Genomic DNA, 17,316 nt, shown 5'->3' on the forward strand with positions numbered 1-17,316 from the left:
GCCGGATCCTGATGGCGACCGTCAAGGGCGACGTCCACGACATCGGCAAGAACATCGTCGGCGTGGTCCTGCAGTGCAACAACTACGAGGTCTTCGACCTGGGCGTCATGGTCCCGGCCGACCGCATCCTCGACGAGGCCGAACGCCTGAAGGTGGACATGGTCGGCCTGTCTGGCCTGATCACCCCCAGCCTGGACGAGATGGTCTTCGTGGCCTCGGAGATGGAGCGGCGCGGCTTCCGCATGCCCCTGCTCATCGGCGGCGCCACGACCTCCAAGACCCACACGGCGGTCAAGATCGCCCCGGCCTATCCTTCGGGCTCGACCACCTACGTCCTCGACGCCAGCCGGGCCGTGGGGGTGGTCTCGGCCCTGCTCTCCCCCACCGAGCGCGACCGGTTCACGGCGGAGACCGTCGCCGACTATGCCCGGGTGCGCGAGCAGTTCGCCCGGGGACAGGACAACCGGGGCCGGATGAGCCTGGCCGACGCCCGCCGGCGCGCCTTCGCCACCGACTGGACCAGGACGGTCCCGCCGAAGCCGTCCTTCACGGGCCTGAAGACCTTCGAGGACTGGGACCTGTCGGACCTGGCCGAACACATCGACTGGACGCCCTTCTTCGCCAGCTGGCAGCTCTTCGGCCGCTATCCCGCCATCCTCGAGGACGAGGTGGTCGGTCAGGCGGCGCGGGACCTGTACGCCGACGCCCGGCGGATGCTCGACCGGATGATCCAGGGGCGCTGGCTGACCGCCACGGCGACCGTCGGCTTCTGGCCGGCCCAGGCCGAGGGTGACGACATCCTGGTCTTTGCGGATGAGGCGCGCACCCAGGTCGCCGGCCGCTTCCACACCCTGCGCCAGCAGATGGTGCGCAGCGAGGGCGACCGGGCGAACCTGGCCCTCTCTGACTTCATCGCGCCGGTCGGCGGGCCTCCGGACTGGCTGGGCGGTTTCGCCGTCACCGCCGGCCATGGCGAGATCGAGATGGCCGAGCGGTTCCGCAGGGACGGCGATGACTATTCCGCCATCCTCGCCACCTCCCTGGCCGACCGCCTGGCGGAGGCCCTGGCCGAGGCCCTGCACCGCAGGGTCCGCACCGAGCTCTGGGGCTACGCCCCGGACGAGGTGTTCGACATCGAGTTCCTCATTGGCGAAAGATACCGGGGCATCCGGCCCGCCGCCGGCTATCCGGCCCAGCCGGACCACACCGAGAAGGCCGAGCTCTTCCGCCTGCTGGAAGCCACGCGCCGGACAGGGATCACCCTGACCGAGAGCTTCGCCATGGACCCGCCTTCCAGCGTCTCCGGCCTCTACTTCAGCCATCCCGAAAGCCACTATTTCGGCGTCGGCCGGATCGACCGCGACCAGGTGGAGGACTACGCCCGCCGCAAAGGCTGGGACCTCGCCACGGCCGAACGCTGGCTGGCGCCGATCCTGAACTACGCACCCGGGGGGTGAGAGTTGGGGGCCGGATCGTTCAAAGGGTGTGCACGACAGGCCTAAGTCGATGACCTCTGCTTCCGCGCAAGGGCGACGGCGACAAGATCGTTAATCCACTCGATATCTTCAGGATTGAGCTTTGCGACCATGCGGATCAAACGCATCAGACCATCGTCTCTTTGGGGATCGTCTGTGGGCGCCCCGAGCCCGAAAAACTCCCCAGCTGGGACCTGAAACACCTCTTCGAGCTTCTCAAGGGTTTCAATACTCGGGGCAATTCGACCTCGTTCGAGCCGGTTGATCATTTCGATTGAGCGGCCGGTCAGGGTCGCCAGTTCTTCCTGACACCAGTTACGCAGCTTTCGTTGATGACGGATCGCGTGGCCGACACGTTCCCTGAGCGTGGACATGCTTAAACCGCCGAACTTCGTATCGAGAATCCCGAACGACGGTCGCGCGCATTGCTCGCAAGTAGCAGGGCGTTAAGATGCCGACTCAGCATACAGAGGCATTGAAAATGCTTTTTCGGGTTGCTGATCGTGTCGAGCTGGTGGAACTGGTTGGCTGCGATTGCAGCCGTTTGGCTGCTCAGTTGGGGCCATTCATCGCCAGCCTATGGGATCGGGGATACGGGATCATCCGACCAGTCAAGCGCCGGCTGTACCGCACACGGCGCGATCGTCACCTCGCGGATTTGGATCGTTGCCGGACAGAGCCAAGCGACAACGTTTGGCATGAACCCGAACACGGTTCCGGCGACTTGGAAACCCGACCCGGAAGTGCGAATCTGGGTAGACAGCCCTGAGCAGAGGTCAGGCCAGTGGGAGGTTTATCGCCCAGGCGGCAACTCTGCTCCAAGGGGACAATGGGGCCCGGAACTGCAGCTATCGGTACGATTGCGGCACGACGCTCCGTCAACCCGGCTCTTTATCATCAAGCATGCTCCCGGGCAGACCGGAGCTGCATTCGACCCCCTTGAGAACGACTGGAGCCCTCGGAGCGGGGGCGAGGCGTGGGACCGACTGCAGGGAATGGTCCTGGCGGCGCTGAAGACCTGCGATGGTCGGGTGGATACAATCTTTTGGATGGGTAATCACAGCGATGGGATGAGTCACGAAAAGGCTGACCGCGTCGGCGCCAATATGAAGGCCCTGATCGATCTGAGCCGCTCACAATGGGGGACACAGGTCAACTGGGTGATCGGACTGCCGGATGATACCGCGCCCTATGCGCCAATCGTCCAACGCGAGCTCAGGGCTCTCGCCACCTCAGAGCCGAGGATCGCGACCTTTGAGACCGCCGATTACGAGACCCAGGAAGATGGACTGCATTACAGCGCCAGGTCCGTGAAGCGGCTGGGCGACGACTTCTTCGATGGTTGGAAGGCGCTGCCTTCGGAGAAATAGGTGCTGGAGGCGCTTTGAATCAGACCTGTTGAGCGGGTTTGCGAGCCTATTCACGGACGCCGCCGATTGGATGACAGCAACAGGCGCCCTCGGAGGCCCCCTGCTGGCTGAGCCCACGAGTGTACGCACAACCCTCCTGGCCGCCGCCGCCCTCAGCCTCGTCCTGCCAGTCCTGTGCGCCGCCAGCCCCCTGGCGCGGGCGCGGCTGCCGGCTGGGGGCTGAAACCCGCCGAGCCGATCAGACCGTTTCCGCCAAGGGATACTCCCCGATCAAACGGTCCGCCGGAATCCGCCAGGCCGAATGGAGTTTTCGAACCATGGCGAGGGTCAGGGGCCGCTGGCGCTTGAGCACCTCTGTCGCCCTGTTGCGACCGATCAGGTCACCCAGGTCTCGCAGGGTCCGCCCATTGAGCTCCATCTCCGCGCGAAGCGTATCGACAGGATCCAGGCTCTGCAGGGGCCAGCGATGCGCCTCGTAGGCGTCGACCAGGGTCGCCAGGACGTCCAGGCGGTTGAAGGCCTCGGACCCGGGTTCGGCGTCCCAGAGCCTTTCGATCTCCGCGACAGCGGCCTGGTGATCCTCATCCGTTCGGATCGGAAAGACTTCCATGTCCTGCTCCTCAGAACTGGCTGACCGTCAGCGCGTCGACGGCGTCGTACTGCGCGTGGGTCCCAATGAACTTCACGAAGGCGATCTGTGCATCAAACCTGAAGGCCGCAATCAGCCGATAGCGCCCTCCCGCCACCTCAAATCGCACTCTCTCGGCGTTCAGCACCTTGGCCTTGGAGAAGGCCGACTGCACCTCCGCCGGGCTCGCCCATGATCCCCGGCTGACGATTGACGCCCAATGCTCAAGCGACGCCCGCGCGTCCGGGTGTCGCCCGCCGAAGGCCACGAGGGTTGAGCGTGCGATCAGCCTCACCCGGGCGAGACTAAGGTATTCCCACCCCGGGAACAATCCAATTTCCCATTTCGGGAATTAGATGCCTGCGGCGGCTGACGCCTACCGCGAGAACTTCTGGAACTTGATCCGGTGGGGGATCAGGCTGTCGGCGCCGAGCCGGCGCTTCTTGTCCTCTTCGTAGGCCTCGAAGTTGCCCTCGAACCACTCCACGTGGCTGTCGCCCTCGAAGGCCAGGATGTGGGTGGCCAGGCGGTCGAGGAACCAGCGGTCGTGGCTGATGATCACCGCGCAGCCCGCGAATTCCTCAAGGGCCTCCTCGAGGTTCTGCAGGGTCTCGATGTCCAGGTCGTTGGTCGGCTCGTCGAGGAGGATGACGTTGCCGCCGGTGGTCAGGGTCTTGGCGAGGTGGACGCGGTTGCGCTCACCGCCGGACAGCTGGCCCACCTTCTTCTGCTGGTCGCCGCCCTTGAAGTTGAAGGAGCCCACATAGGCCCGGGTGTTGATCTCGCGTTTGCCGACCGTGAGGATGTCGAGGCCGCCCGAGACTTCCTGCCAGACGGTCTTGTTGGGATCCAGGGCGTCGCGGCTCTGGTCGACATAGGCCAGCTTGACCGTCTCGCCGAGGCGGAAGGTCCCCTCGTCGGGCTGCTCCTGGCCGGTGATGATGCGGAACAGGGTGGACTTGCCGGCCCCGTTGGGCCCGATCACGCCGACGATGCCGTTGGGCGGCAGTTTGAACGAAAGGTCCTTGAAAAGAACCTTGTCGCCATAGGTTTTTGAAAGGTGGGAAGCTTCCAGCACCACATTGCCCAGGCGCGGGCCGGGCGGAATCTGGATCGCGGCGAAGGTCTGGGCCTGGCGGGCGCTCTCCTGCTCGGCGACCATGCGGTCGTAGGCGGCGAGACGGGCCTTGGACTTGGCCTGGCGGGCCTTGGCGCCGGATCGCACCCATTCCAGTTCGCGGGTCATGGCGCGCTGGCGAGCCTCGCTCTCGGACTGCTCCTGGACGATGCGCTTGGTCTTCTGCTCCAGCCAGCCGGAGTAGTTGCCCTCGTAGGGGATGCCCTTTCCGCGGTCGAGCTCCAGGGTCCATTTGGTCACCTGGTCCAGGAAGTAGCGGTCGTGGGTCACCAGGATGACGCAGCCCGGGAAGGCCTCCAGGTGATGCTGCAGCCAGGCCACGCTCTCAGCGTCCAGGTGGTTGGTGGGCTCGTCGAGCAGCAGCATGTCGGGCTTGGACAGGAGCAGGCGCGCCAGGGCCACCCGCCGCTTCTCGCCCCCCGAGAGGTTCTCCACGCCCCAGTCGTCCGGCGGGCAGCGCAGGGCGTCCATGGCCATCTCGACCTTGGAGTCGATGTCCCACATGTCGCCGGCGTCGATCTGTTCCTGGAGGGTGGTCATCTCCTCCATGAGTTCGTCGGTATAGTCCTCGCCCAGTTGGGCGGCGACGTCGTTGAAGCGGGCGACGAGGCGCTTTTCGTCGCACCAGGACTCGACGTTCTGGCGGACGTTGAGGGCGGGATCCAGCTGGGGCTCCTGCTCCAGGTAGCCCATCTTCACGCCGTCGGCGGCCTTGGCCTCGCCGCTGAACTCCTTGTCCAGGCCGGCCATGATCTTGAGCAGGGTCGACTTACCCGAGCCGTTGACCCCGACCACCCCGATCTTGGCGTCGGGATAGAAGGACAGCCAGATGTTCTCGAACACCTTCTTGCCGCCGGGATAGACCTTGGTCAGGCCCTGCATCTGGAAAATGTACTGCTGCGCCATGGGGCTTGCGGGCTCGCGGATCGAGGAATGGGAAGGCCCGCCAGATAGCCCCCCGGCGGGACCGGCGCAATGCCCCCGGGGTCCCACGGAGATGCGCCGGGCAGCAGGGTGGTCTAACCTGCAGCACTTCGCTGGACCCCGTGGGTCTGCTCGCCAGGAGTTCGCCCGTGAGCGACACGGCGTCCGCCGACCCGCCCGTCCTGCGCACGCGGGCGCTCTCGCGGACCTATGGCGACGGGCCAGCGGCCGTCCACGCCCTGCAGGAGATCGAGCTCGAGGTCCAGGAGGGCGAGCTGATCGTCCTGCTCGGGCCCTCGGGATCGGGCAAGTCGACCCTGCTGAACATCCTGGGGGGCCTGGACCGGGCGACCTCCGGCGAGGTCTGGTTCCGGGGCACCAACCTCTCGGGGCTGAACGACCGCGGCCTGACGGACTTCCGCCGCCGGAGCGTGGGCTTCATCTTCCAGTTCTACAACCTGATCCCCAGCCTGACGGCGCGGGAGAATGTCGACCTGGTGCGAGAGATCGCCGACTCGCCGCTGACGGCGGAGGAGGCCCTCGGCCTGGTGGGCCTTGGGGAGCGCATGGACCACTTCCCGGCCCAGCTTTCCGGCGGGGAACAGCAGCGCGTGGCCGTGGCCCGCGCCCTGGCCAAGCGCCCCGCCCTGCTGCTCTGCGACGAGCCCACAGGGGCGCTGGACCTGGAGACGGGAATCCGGGTGCTCGAGGCCCTGGTCGAGATCAACAGCCGCTACGGGTCGACGACTCTGATCGTCACTCACAATGCCGATGTCGCCCGGCTGGGTAGCCGGGTGATCCACTTCCTGGACGGCCGGATCCGCAAGATCGAGACGAACGCCGTCCGGGCCCGACCGGCGGACCTGAAGTGGTGAGGCCGCACCTGCACCCGCTGGACCGCAAGCTGCTGCGCGACGTCTGGCGCATGCGCCTGCACGCCGTCGCCATCGCCCTGGTCCTGGCCTGCGGCCTGTCCGTGCTGATCATGGCGGTCGGCATGCGCGCGTCTCTCAACCAGACGCGCAGCGACTATTACGCCGCCTATCGGATGATGGACCTGTCCGCAGGTCTCGTCCGGGCCCCGGACCGGGTGGCGGACACCCTGGCCGCCCTGCCGGGCGTGAGGGCGGTGGAGAGCCGGGTGAGCGGGCTCGCCCTTCTGGACATTCCGGGCCAGGTCGAGCCGGCCTCAGCGCACCTTGTGTCCCTGCCGCTGGAGGGGCGTCCCAGGGTCAATGACCTTGCCATGACCCGCGGCCGCTGGCCGGATCCGAAGCGGCCCGACGAGGTGCTGGTCAGCGAGGCCTTCGCCAACGCCCTCGGCCTCCGGCCGGGGGCTTCCCTCTCGGCCGTGGTGCATGGTCGCCAGCGCAACCTGCAGGTGGTGGGGATCGCCAACGCGCCGGAGTTCATCTTCGTCGCGGCGCCGGGGGAGCTCTTCCCGCAGCCCGAACGGTTCGGGGTGATCTGGATGGGGCGCGAGGCCCTGGCCCGCGCCTTTGACCTGGAGGGCACCTTCAACGATGTCGCCTTCAGGCTGGAGCCGGGGGCCGACCCCATCCCGACGATCCGGGCGATCGACACCCTGCTGGCGCCCCATGGATCCGGCGGCGCCTTCGGGCGGGACCGGATGATGTCGGACCGCTTCCTCAGCGAAGAGCTCCGCCAGCTTTCCACCATGGCGATCTTCCTGCCCGCCATCTTCCTCCTGGTGGCGGCCTTCCTGGTCAACATCGCCCTGGGCCGGATGATCGCGACGGAGCGTTCGAACATCGGCCTCCTCAAGGCTTTCGGCTACGGCGACCTGGCGGTTGCTGCGCATTACGCCCAAAGCGCCCTGGTGATCGGGGCTGTCGGGGCGCTGCTCGGGACCGCGGCGGGCCTCGTCCTGGGCCGCAATGTCGCGGATCTGTACCGGGCCTACTACCATTTCCCGACCCTGGAGTTCGCCGTCGGGCCCCTGACCCTGGCTGGCGCCTGGGCTGCGGCCCTTCTGGCGGTCGGCGCCGGCGCGGCGGTGGCCGTCCGCCAGGCGGTGCGCCTTCCGCCCGCAGAAGCCCTGGCCCCGCCACGCCCCCCCGCCTACCGGCAGTCCATCGGCTGGCCCGCCACCCTTGCCGGTCGGCTGGACGCCAAGTCGCGCATCATCTTCAGGCGCATCGCCCGGTTCCCGAGACGAGCCCTGAGCACACTCGCCGGCATCGCCATGGCCATCGCCCTGCTGGTGGTCTCCGGCGCCTTCCCTGCGGTGATGGACCGGCTCCTGATGGTGCAGTTCGCCGTGGCGAACCGGCAGGACGCGACCCTCACCTTCATCCAACCCCTGGGATCCGAGAGCTTCCACGCCGCCGCGCGCCTTCCGGGAGTCCTGGCGGCCGAGCCCTTTCGCGCCGAGGACATGCGTTTCCGAAAAGGCCGCCGCGAGGTCCGCGAGGTCGTTGTCGGCCTGCCCTTCGACGCCCGCCTCAGCCGCCCCGTGGACCGCGAGGGCCAAGCCGTCGCTCCGCCGGCGTCAGGCGTCGCCCTGTCTCGCGCCCTCGCCCGCCGCCTGGAGGCGCAGCCCGGCGACATCATCGAGGTGATCCAGGTCTCCGGACGCCAGGTCCGCGAGACGGTGAGGGTGTCGCGGATCGTCGATCCCATGGTGGGGTCCGCCGCCTACATGAACCTGGAGGCCCTGGGGCGGCTGGTGCGCGAACCGGATCGCATCTCCGGTGTCCATGTCCGGCTGGATCCCTCCCGACACGCCGACTTCAACGCCAGACTGAAAGACACCCCTGCCCTCGCCGGCGTCAGCTTCGTCCGGCAGGCGGAGACCTCCATGCGGAAGGCCTACGATCAGGGCGTTGGCGTCATGACCGCCATCTACCTGGTCTTCGCCGCCATCATGGCCGGCGGCGTCGCCTTCTCGGCCTCGAGGGTGACCCTGGCCGAACAGGAACGCGACCTCGCCACCCTCCGGGTCCTGGGATTCACCCGGGCGGAGACCTCCTACATCCTGATGGGCGAGCTCCTGGTCCTGGCCCTGCTGGCCATCGTCCCTGGCTGCCTGCTGGGGACCGGGCTTGGTGTCCAGCTCATGCGGCTGTTCCAGACGGACATGTACAGCTTCGGCTTCGTCTTCAGCCCGGGCGCCTACGCCTTCGCCATTGCATTCACCCTCTTGTGCGTCCTTGTTGCGGGGCTGATCGTAAGGACGGGCGTGGACCGCCTGGACCTGGTGGCCGTCCTCAAGGCGCGGGACTGAACCCATGACTTCCAGACCGGCGTTCCGATTGTCCCTGGCCTCCGGGCTCTGGCTTGCCGCGGGGCTGGCCGTAGCCGTCGGGATCGCCTGGCTGGCCTGGCCGCGCCCCCTGAAGGTCGAGACGGACGTCGTCGACCGCGGCCCCGTGGCCCACACCCTGGTGGATGAGGGCCGGACCCGGATCCATGATGTCTTCGTGGTCGCCGCGCCGGTGGGCGGAGACCTGAGGCGGATCTCCCTGCACGCGGGGGATTCCGTCGACCGGGGGCAGGTGGTGGCGACCCTCGGCCCCGCAGATCCGTCCCTGCTGGACGCCCGCACCGTGGCCGCCGCCCAGGCCGCCGTATCCGCCGCCCGCGCGGGCCTGGCCTCCGCCGAGGCCGACGCCGACCTCGCGCGCAGGGACCAGGCGCGCATCGCCAGCCTGGCCGACAAGGGCTTCGCCTCCCGGGCCGCCCTGGACGCTGCCGAGGCCGGCCTGAGGGCGGCGCGGGCCCGCCTGGCCGCCCGGCAGGCCGAACTCCGCGAGGCCCAGGTCCTGGCCGGAAGCCCCGCCGCCGGCGCCCGGACCGAAACGCCCGTTCGCAGCCCAGCCAGCGGCCGCATCCTGAGGATCCTGCAGGAAAGCCGCGGGGTGGTGGCCGCCGGAACCCCCCTCCTGGAAATCGGGAACCCGGCGGACATGGAGGTGGTCGCCGACTTCCTGTCCCAGGACGCCACCCAGGTTCGCCCCGGCGCCGCCGCGAGCCTGGAGGGTTGGGGCGGCGAGGCCCCCATCCCGGCCGAAGTCGCGCGAGTCGAACCTTACGCGCGCACCCGGATCTCGGCCCTGGGGGTGGAGGAACAGAGGGTCAGCATCATCCTGCGCCTGACCGATCCGGCTTCTGCGCCGACGCTGGGGCACGGCTTTCGGGTCGACGTCCGGATCACCCTGGACGAGGTCGCGGACGCCCTCCGGGTTCCCGCAGACGCCCTTGTCCGCCAGGGCGAAGGATGGGCGGTCTTCCGGGTCGCGGACGGCAGGGCCCGCCGGGTCCTGGTGCGGATCGGAATTGGTGACGACCGTCACCGGGTCGTGCTCGGCGGCCTGGAGGCTGGCGACCGGGTAATCCTTTATCCGGCGGCGACCCTGCGCGACGGAGCCAGCGTCCAGCCCTGACGTCAGGGCGCCCAGGTGTTCTCGAACACGGCAACTGTCAGAACACTGTCATCCGAGGTTCGCGAATGTGTCGCAGGCCCTGCCTAGTTTCCGCCCTACTCGGTCGATGGAACGGCCGGAATCGGGGATCACCATGAAGTCTGCACTCATCACGGGCGCCTCCGCCCTCGCCCTCCTGCTGGCCGCCACCGCCGCCACCGCCGCCGAGGATGCGGCCACCGTCGAAGAACTGGTCGTCTACGGCAAGGGCGAGAGCCGCCAGGTCCAGGCCCTGACCGTCGAGGAGATCGAACGGGCGGCGCCGGGGTCCAGCCCGATCAAGATGGTCGAGAAGCTGCCCGGCGTGAACTTCCAGGCGGCGGACGCCTTCGGCGCCTACGAGTGGTCCACCCGTATCTCCATCCGCGCCTTCAATCAGAACCAGCTGGGCTTCACCCTCGACGGCGTCCCGCTCGGCGACATGAGCTATGGCAACCACAACGGCCTTCACATCAGCCGGGCCATCGCCACGGAGGACCTGGCGGGAGTGGAGCTGGCCCAGGGCTCGGGCGCCCTCAGCGTCGCCTCGACCTCGAACCTGGGCGGCGCCCTGAAGTTCATCAGTCGGACGCCGTCGGCAGATATGGGCGCCGATGTCGCGCTGACCGTTGGATCCAGCTCGATGCGCCGCATCTTCCTGCGCGCCGAGACAGGCGAGCTGCCCGGCGGCGGGCGCGGCTCGATCAGCTATGCCGACCAGCAGGCCGACAAGTGGAAGGGCCAGGGCGAGCAGAACCAGAGGCAGATCGGCCTGAAATTCGTCCAGCCGATCGGCGACTTCACGGTCACGGCCTTCTACAACGCCTCCGAGCGTCGCGAGAACGACTACCAGGACCTGTCTCTGGACATGCTCTCCCGCCTGGGCGCCAAATGGGACAACAATACCGGACGCTGGGCCGAGGCTGTCCAGATCGCCCGCGCCTACCAGAACGCCGCCAACTACGCCGGGCCGAGCCCCATCCTCGACGGCAACGGCTGCTGGACCGGCTCTGGGGCCAACCCCTATCCCGGCAAGGTGAAGTGCGTCGACGACGCCTACTATGACGCCTCCGGCCTGCGGGACGACGCCCTCTGGGCGCTTACCGCCGCAGGTCCGGTGGCCGGGATCGACCTGACCGCCACCGTCTATGGCCACACCAATGACGGCCAGGGAATCTGGTACACGCCATATGTCCCCTCGCCGAATAACAACATCGCCGGCGCGACAAGCCAGAACGCCCCGATCTCGACCCGGACAACCGAGTACTCCATTGACCGGAGAGGTCTGATCCTCGGCGCCGGATTTGACCTGGGCGACCACCGGATTTCGGCCGGGGGTTGGCTGGAGTCCAACGACTTCACCCAGTCGCGGCGGTTCTACGGCCAGAACCTGGCCTCGCCCTCGTCTTCGCTCAGCTTCTTCTCAGGGCCCTTCTTCACCCAGTGGTCCGGTGACTTCAAGACGAACACCCGGACCTTCTACCTTGAGGACACCTGGACCGTTTCCGACCAGCTGAAGGTCAACTTCGGTTTCAAGTCGGTCAGGGTCAGAAGCAGCACCGTGACGAAGATCGGCTCGCCGGTGATCAATGGGTCCATCACCTCCGAGGAGTCCTTCCTGCCCCAGGTCGGCTTCACCTGGGCCCTGTCCGACGACAGCGAACTGTTCGCGAGCTATTCGAAGAACATGCGCGCCTTCGCGGCCGCCCGGACCGGGCTGTCACCCTTCGCCACGACCCAGCCCGGCTTCGACGCCATCCGCGGCAGGCTCCAGCCGGAGACGTCTCAGACCTTGGAAGGCGGCTGGCGCTTCCGCTCCGGCGGGTTCCAGGGCGTGGCGGCGCTGTACTACGTCAAGTTCGACGACCGTCTGATCGGGACCTCGGCCGGCGCCGGCATCGTCGGCAACCCGACGATCCTGTCCAACGCCGGCAGCGTGACCGCCCAGGGCTTCGAGGCCGCGGGAACGTTCGAGCTGAACGAGGACTGGAGCCTGTTCGGCTCCTACGCCTACAACGACAGCACCTACGACGATGACATCCGCAGCGCCGCCGGCGTGGTGACGCAGAAAATCAGCGGTAAGACCACAGTGGACTCGCCAAGGCACCTTCTCAATGCCGAGGTGACCTTCGACCGTGACGGATGGTTTGCCGCCCTGAACGTCCACTACGTCTCGGAACGGTACTTCACCTACACCAACGACAAGTCCGTCCCGTCCACCACGACGGCGGACCTGTCTTTCGGCTACCGCTTCCAGGGCGAGGGCCTGACCGAAGGCCTGGAGATCCAGGCCAACGTGACCAACCTGACGGACGAGAGCTACGTCTCGACCATCGGCTCCAACGGCTTCGGCTATGCGGGTGACAATCAGACCCTGCTGACCGCCGCCCCGCGGCAGGCCTTCGTGACCCTGCGCAAGCGCTTCTGATCCTCCTCCCGAGGCAACCCCGACTGGCCCCGCTGGCGACAGCGGGGCCTTTTTTTCTGTCAGAGGAGCCTGCATCCGGAGGCTTCAGCTTGCGCACGCCGGCGAGCCCTGTACCTCTTGAGGGGCGGACTTCGGTTCGCTTCACGACCCTTGACAGGAGCGCCCGGATGCCATTCCGTCGATTGATCCTCGTCGTGGTCCTCGCGACCCTGGGCATCGCGCTACAGGCCTGTGCAGGAAGGGGCCCGCCGACGCTCGCCCTCATGCCGGCGCCGGAAGCCTTCTCCGAGGGCGCCTTCGACAGGAGCGCGGATGACCGTCCCGTCGGGGACATCCCCGACGGAGGCCTGCTCTACGCCACAGGCCGCCAGAAGAGTCGCGGGAATGCGCCTGGTGACTTCTACACATCCGAGCGAAGCCTCGTCGTCCACATCGGGGAAGCGCAGATCAGCGTCAGCCGACCTGAGATCACCTGGCGCCAGGCCCGCGAGCTCGCCCTTCTGAAGGCGCCCACCCGGGACTATCCGATCCAGGTTTCCGGGGTGACGGAGTATGGGATCCTCGAACGATCTGTAACGCCCTTCCTCGATCCCGGCCCACAGGCGAACTCGCCCGCATCGGCGACCGCGCGGTTCACCAGCGAGGTGAACCGCCGGCTCGACCGGACGGATCAGAAGGACGTCTACATCTACGTCCATGGCTACAAGGTGACCTTCGACAACCCCGTGCTGGTCGCGGCCGAGATGTGGCACTTTATGGGTTATGAGGGTGTCTTCATCGCCTACTCCTGGCCCGCGACGCCTGAAGCCACGGCCTATGTCGGGGATGTCGACACCGCGATGGGCATGGCGCGCAACCTCCGGGAGCTGGTGCACACCCTGGAGACGGAAACAAAGGCCGAGCGGATCCACATCATCGGCTACAGCGCCGGTACGCGTCTGGTGGGCCGAACCCTGGAGCAGATGGCCCTCCTGAACCGCGACCGACCGGCGGGCGCCTACCGTTACGGCTCACGGCTCGAGAATGTCTTCCTAGTCTCCAGCGATATCGACCGCTCGGTCTTTGGCGCCTACCTCGCCGACGGAATCCTGGACGTTTCCCGCCATCTGATCATCTACGCCTCGGAAAAGGACGAGGCCCTGAGGATCTCCGAGGCGATCACCGGGCACCAGAGGCTGGGAGAAGCCCTCCCAGCGGAGTCCGTCCCACCCGCCCTCGCCGAGCTCCTGAAGTCGCGGGCGGACCGGATCTCCTACATCGACGTATCCGGGGCCCCCAAAGTCGAGTCGGGTAATGGACATGGCTACTTCCGGGGCAGCCCCTGGGTCTCCAGCGACCTCATGGTCAAGCTGATGTATCGTCTCGATCCCGAGGTCCGGGGTCTGGTCCGCGATCCGAAGACCGGCATCCTCGCCTTCCCGGTCGACTACGACCGCCGCATGCAGCAGGCGCTGTCCGCGATCAAACGAGCAGGGCCCTGACCGACCTCAAGCGGACATGCAGCTCCGGGTGACGGCTAGGATGTCCCATACCCCGGCCCGGGCTGAGAGGATGACGGCGGCCAGGACGAGGACCAGGGCGAGCGCCCGAATCCAGCGGCGTCGGTCCGCCCGCTCCAGCCAGATGAGCAACCGACCCGGCGCCACCGGCCCTGACCCTGGGTCGGCGGGATGCAGCACCGGCCAGGACTGGGAGATATCGACCATGTCCCGGGCGATTAAGATCAGGCAGAAGGCGGCGACGAATCCGACCTGCAACCCTTCCTCGCCCCGGGCTGGACAGACCTCCCCAGCGGAACGGAACAGGCGGTAGACTGCGAACAGCAGCACCATGCAGGCGCTGTTGAGCAGCAACCAGAACACCCTCAGCGCCTCTATCCGGCTGGCAGCGACGTCTGGTGCGCCATCTGAAGGCGGCTTGCCGCGCACGGCCGCCCAGGAGAGGAAAAGGGTGTTGGACAGAAGGAAAAGTGAGGCCGCCAGGACATACCAGGTGAAACCCACCTGCTGGAAGGGCGCCGCCCCCAGCGACTGTGCCATCAGATAGATGGGCGCCATCGACAGGAGCCCCCTCACCAAGTCGAGCAGGAACATCGGCGGGCGGACCACGGCCAGTCCCGGCCTCCGGTAGGCCACATCCATGTAGCGGTCAGTCTGGTAGTGAAAGAGGCTCAGCGTGACCAGGAAGGACAGAGTCACCAGTCCGTGAAGCGCCAGGCTGACGGCGTCGAAGCTCTGCCCGATCAGCGCCGCATGGACCTTGTCGTATGTCCCCGTCAGAGCCAGCCCCAGGCTCAGGGCGAACAGGATCGCGTAGAGCGACCGGAGGTTGTCCACCGCTCGGTCGGACTGCCGGCGGAATTCTTCGTCCTGAAGGCTCATGGGAGCCCGCCGGTCAGGTGGACCACGTCCTGCCAGAGGGCGGCGGCTTCTACCGTGCCGATCGCCCTCACCGGACTGCGGGCATTGCGCATGGAAGGGCTGTCATCGCACGCCTTCCGCTCACCCATCATCCTGATCCGCGTGGGCGCCCGCGCCGCCGCCCGCCGGGCCGGTGTAGCCCTGGGCGCCATCCGCGCCCTCCCACCAGTAGGCGGGACGCTTGCGGTCGCCGGTCAGCTCCTCGTTGAGTGTGGCGGCGTCGAGCAGGCGGCCGCCGATCATCACCTTGCTGATCTTGTCGGAGTTGCGGATGTCCTGGGTCGGGTCGGCGTCAAGCACGACCAGGTCGGCCAACTTCCCGGGCTCCAGGCTACCGATATCGGCATCATATCCCAGGCTGCGCGCCGCCTCGATCGTGCCCGTGCGAAGCGCCTCGACCGGGGTCATTCCGCCTCGGGCGAAGGACCAAAGCTCCCAGTGCGCGGCGATACCCGGCTCCTGGCCATGAGCGCCGATCGAGACCGGCACGCCGCGCCGTGCCAGCTTGGCGGCCTCGCGGGCGCTGTCATCGTCCTTGTAGTCGCCCTCGGGCGCAATCTCCCGGCGGGCGTTGGCGGCGGTCAGGATTGCGGCGGGCTGGTGCCTGCGGAGCAGCGGGTGCTTCCAGACCTCGGTGTGCGCGCGCCAGTAGGGATCGCCCGCCGGACCGCCATAGGTCACCACCAGGGTCGGGGTGTAACCCGTCTTCGACTGACTGAAGAACTGGAGCACGTCCTCGTAGACCACGCCGACCGGCAGGTTGTGCTCGACCGTGGTGTTCCCGTCCGCGATCAGGGTCATGTCCAGACCGAAGAGCGACCCCCCTTCGGCCACGGAGCGCATGTTCTCGGCGAGGGCCGCGGCCGTCACCTGCTGGCGCTGGTCGCGGCGCGGCTGGTTGTAGTTCTTCAGGCTGTGGGCGCCCTGGGCCTTGAGCCTGCGGACATGGGCCAGCGCGTCCTCGTAGCTGTCGATCTGGGCGTAGACGCCGGCCTGGCGTGCGCCGTAGACGATCTCGGCGGTCGAGAATGTGCGCGGTCCCAGGATCTTACCGGCGCGCACCATCTCCAGCGCCGGAAAGACCGTGCGGGCGCTGCTGGAGGGATCGTGGCGGGTGGTCACGCCCAGAGCCAGGTTGACCATTTCGGCCCAGTTGGCCTGGGGCGTGATCTCGTCGATCCCGTAGGGACCGTGGGCGTGGGCGTCGATCAGACCCGGGATCAGGGTCTTGCCCGTCGCATCGAGGGTCGGCGTCCCGGCCGGGATCGCCACCTCGCCGCGCCTGCCGACGGCCTGGATCCGGTCACGCTCGATCAGCACGACGCCGTCGTCGATGACGCCGCCATCCGCCCCCTTCATGGTGACCACGCGCGCGCCGACGATGGCAAGGCGGCCCTTCGGCTTGTCGGAGGTGATCCGCATGGACAGCGAGACGCCGGTGGCCGGCGGCTGGAACTTCGAGGGCTTGGCGTCCTTGGCAGGAGGCGCATCAGCGAACATGGCCGCGCGGTCGGCGCTGAAAACGGTAGGGCCAAGCGACCAGTTGAGCCGCTTGCCGCCCTCGCTCCAGTGGATCCAGTCGGCGCCGTCCCCGCTGGCCTTGACCACCGGCAGGGCGCCGCCCTTGGTCGAGAGCGAAACCTCCTGCCCGCCCGGCGCGAGGGGCGTGACAAAGGCCTGGTAGTTCTGCCGGAAGGCCAGGAAGGCGCCGTCGGGCGAGACGCGATAATCGTTGACGAGATCCCCGCGGGCATGGACGCGCCGCGCCTCGCCGTTCAGGTCAAGGCTCACCAGCCGGCTCTCCCGGGCGTCGCCTTCCATCACGAAGACCCGGTCGCCGGCGGCGCCGAATTGCGGATTGCCGCCATTTTCGGTGATGCGCGTCATGTCGCCGCCTGAGGCGGAGACCCTATAGACGCCGGGCTCGCCGGAGCCCCGCGGGCTGGAGAGGTAACCGCCGCGATCCTTCTCGAAGACCACGATCTTTCCGTCGGGCGAGAAGCGCGGCCGGGCGTAGTGGCCGGCCGGGGTGATCGCCGTGGACGCTCCGCCCCCGGCGGCGATGGTGCGGACCTCGCCCAGGCCGGCGTCCGTCCAGCGGACATAGACGAGCCTGCGACCATCCGGCGACCAGGACGGATAGGCCTCCATAGCCGCCTCGTCGCGGGTCAGTCGTCGCGGTTCACCGCCCGCCATGGGCTTGATCCAGAGCTTTCCGAGGGTCTCGAACACCACTGACCGGCCGTCGGGCGAGACATTCGCCCCTCGCGGCATCCGCGTCTCGAAGGTGTCGGGCGCTACGGAGACAGGCGGCTGAGGCGGATCGATCACGCCTCGCGTATCCGAGATCCGGAAGGGAATGACCGTGCTCTTGCCCGTGGCCAGGCTGACCCTGTTGAGCTTGCCGCCGGCCCAGAAGACGAGGCTGGCCGAGTCCGGGGTCCAGGCCATGTTGGGGTAGACGCCGGTCACCGCCCAGGTTTCCTGCACGTCCATGTCGAGGGCGTCA

General features: G+C 67.6%; 14 protein-coding genes. 8 read left to right on the forward strand and 6 right to left on the reverse strand.

Going from position 1 to position 17,316, the window contains the following annotated elements; translation table 11 throughout:
* A partial coding sequence (locus tag IM632_RS08395) for a vitamin B12 dependent-methionine synthase activation domain-containing protein (protein ID WP_296552218.1) occupies positions 1-1,457 on the forward strand: 1,457 nt, incomplete at its 5' end.
* A gap of 41 nt (positions 1,458-1,498) precedes the next feature.
* Here the strand turns inward: IM632_RS08395 and IM632_RS08400 are convergent.
* Positions 1,499-1,849 carry a helix-turn-helix transcriptional regulator gene (locus IM632_RS08400; protein ID WP_296483104.1) on the reverse strand — a complete coding sequence of 117 codons (351 nt, stop codon included), beginning with the start codon at positions 1,847-1,849 and terminating at the stop codon, positions 1,499-1,501.
* A gap of 129 nt (positions 1,850-1,978) precedes the next feature.
* Between IM632_RS08400 and IM632_RS08405 the strand changes: the two genes are divergently transcribed.
* Together IM632_RS08405 and IM632_RS08410 are read left to right on the forward strand one after the other, a co-directional pair.
* The gene (locus IM632_RS08405) at positions 1,979-2,845 is read left to right on the forward strand and encodes a sialate O-acetylesterase (RefSeq protein ID WP_296483109.1); all 867 of its coding nucleotides are present in this window, start codon (positions 1,979-1,981) and stop codon (positions 2,843-2,845) included.
* 70 nt (positions 2,846-2,915) lie between these two features.
* Positions 2,916-3,068: a hypothetical protein gene (locus tag IM632_RS08410; RefSeq protein WP_296483102.1), complete on the forward strand. Its 153-nt coding sequence runs from the start codon at positions 2,916-2,918 to the stop codon at positions 3,066-3,068.
* 15 nt (positions 3,069-3,083) lie between these two features.
* Here IM632_RS08410 and IM632_RS08415 read toward each other — a convergent pair whose 3' ends face one another.
* From IM632_RS08415 to ettA, 3 genes are all read right to left on the reverse strand, one after another.
* Entirely contained in the window at positions 3,084-3,455 is a 372-nt protein-coding gene (locus IM632_RS08415) for a transcriptional regulator (RefSeq protein ID WP_293514219.1), read from the reverse strand.
* 10 nt (positions 3,456-3,465) lie between these two features.
* Positions 3,466-3,768 (reverse strand): type II toxin-antitoxin system HigB family toxin, encoded by a 303-nt coding sequence (locus IM632_RS08420; RefSeq protein ID WP_293528064.1) that lies wholly within the window; start codon positions 3,766-3,768, stop codon positions 3,466-3,468.
* 81 nt (positions 3,769-3,849) lie between these two features.
* The gene (gene ettA, locus IM632_RS08425) at positions 3,850-5,517 is read right to left on the reverse strand and encodes an energy-dependent translational throttle protein EttA (RefSeq protein ID WP_296483098.1); all 1,668 of its coding nucleotides are present in this window, start codon (positions 5,515-5,517) and stop codon (positions 3,850-3,852) included.
* A 167-nt stretch (positions 5,518-5,684) separates the two neighbouring features.
* On the opposite strand from ettA, the gene IM632_RS08430 reads away from it, so the two are divergent.
* The 5 genes from IM632_RS08430 (at position 5,685) to IM632_RS08450 (ending at position 13,868) form a co-directional block, all read left to right on the forward strand.
* Positions 5,685-6,410 (forward strand): ABC transporter ATP-binding protein, encoded by a 726-nt coding sequence (locus tag IM632_RS08430; RefSeq protein WP_296483095.1) that lies wholly within the window; start codon positions 5,685-5,687, stop codon positions 6,408-6,410.
* The gene (locus IM632_RS08435; protein ID WP_296483093.1) at positions 6,407-8,782 is read left to right on the forward strand and encodes an FtsX-like permease family protein; all 2,376 of its coding nucleotides are present in this window, start codon (positions 6,407-6,409) and stop codon (positions 8,780-8,782) included. The genes IM632_RS08430 and IM632_RS08435 overlap by 4 nt, the downstream gene beginning before the upstream one ends.
* Before the next feature lie 4 nt (positions 8,783-8,786).
* Positions 8,787-9,941 carry an efflux RND transporter periplasmic adaptor subunit gene (locus tag IM632_RS08440; RefSeq protein WP_296483090.1) on the forward strand — a complete coding sequence of 385 codons (1,155 nt, stop codon included), beginning with the start codon at positions 8,787-8,789 and terminating at the stop codon, positions 9,939-9,941.
* A 133-nt stretch (positions 9,942-10,074) separates the two neighbouring features.
* A complete protein-coding gene (locus IM632_RS08445; RefSeq protein WP_296483088.1) occupies positions 10,075-12,387 on the forward strand; it encodes a TonB-dependent receptor in 2,313 nt (770 codons plus the stop codon).
* 167 nt (positions 12,388-12,554) lie between these two features.
* Entirely contained in the window at positions 12,555-13,868 is a 1,314-nt protein-coding gene (locus IM632_RS08450; protein ID WP_296483084.1) for an alpha/beta hydrolase, read from the forward strand.
* A gap of 6 nt (positions 13,869-13,874) precedes the next feature.
* Here the strand turns inward: IM632_RS08450 and IM632_RS08455 are convergent, their stop codons facing one another.
* On the reverse strand, positions 13,875-14,768 hold the full coding sequence (locus tag IM632_RS08455; protein ID WP_296483081.1) for a hypothetical protein: 894 nt from the start codon (positions 14,766-14,768) through the stop codon (positions 13,875-13,877).
* 120 nt (positions 14,769-14,888) lie between these two features.
* Positions 14,889-17,316: amidohydrolase family protein (locus IM632_RS08460; protein WP_296523200.1), on the reverse strand; the 2,428-nt coding region annotated here is incomplete at its 5' end.

The organism is Phenylobacterium sp., from assembly GCF_020402505.1.
Classification (GTDB): Bacteria; Pseudomonadota; Alphaproteobacteria; order Caulobacterales; family Caulobacteraceae; genus Phenylobacterium.